1 pseudogene is annotated in these 758 nt (G+C 70.7%); it reads left to right on the top strand.

What is annotated here, in order from left to right:
- Window positions 1-27: 27 nt before the first annotated feature.
- Window positions 28-758: pseudogene (locus TW83_RS15980) on the top strand (HlyD family type I secretion periplasmic adaptor subunit); the annotation flags it as partial.

The following is a 758-nucleotide window of genomic DNA, read 5'->3' as shown; positions in this document are numbered from 1 at the left end:
CTGGTGGGCGGCTTCACGGTCTGGGCGATGTCCACGCGCATCTCGGGCGCGGTCGTGGCGGGCGGCCAGGTCGAGGTCGAACAGCAGCGCCAGATCGTCCAGCACCCCGATGGCGGCGTGGTCCAGGACATCGCCACATCCGAGGGCAGCACCGTCGCCGCGGGCGATCTGCTGCTGACGCTGGACGGCACGCTGCTGCGTACCGAGCACACCATCGTCGAGGGCCAGTATTTCGAGATCCTGGCCCGCCGCGGCCGGCTGGAGGCCGAACGCGCCGATGCCGACACGATCACCTTTCCCGACGAACTGGTGCAGGCCGCGACCGCGTCGCCGGCGCTGCAGGATCTGATCGCGGGACAGACCAGCCTGTTCCGCACACGGCTGGACACGCTGCGCCAGTCGCTGGACCAGCTGGCCAAGCAATCTGACCAGATCGATTCCGAGGTCGACGGCATCGACGCCCAGTTCGCCGCCCTGGGCACGCAGCGCGACCTGATAGGGCGCGAGCTGACCGACCAGCAGAGCCTGCTGGACCGGGGGCTGGCCCAGGCCAGCCGCGTGCTGGCCCTGGAGCGCGAGGCCGCGCGCATCGACGGTGAACTGGGGTCGCTGCAGGCCAGCCGCGCCTCGGCCGCGATCCGCCAGACCGAGCTGCAGATCCAAAGCCTGCGCCTGGCCGCCGAACGCCGCGAGATGGCCGAGACCGAGTTGGGCGATCTGGGTTATCGCGAACTGGAGCTGGCCGAACGCCGCCGCAG

It is taken from the genome of Paracoccus sp. S4493, assembly GCF_000967735.1.
Taxonomy (GTDB): Bacteria; Pseudomonadota; Alphaproteobacteria; order Rhodobacterales; family Rhodobacteraceae; genus Paracoccus; species Paracoccus marcusii.
Note: the sequence above shows the minus strand (reverse complement) of the source record. Positions and strands in the feature narration are given on the sequence as shown.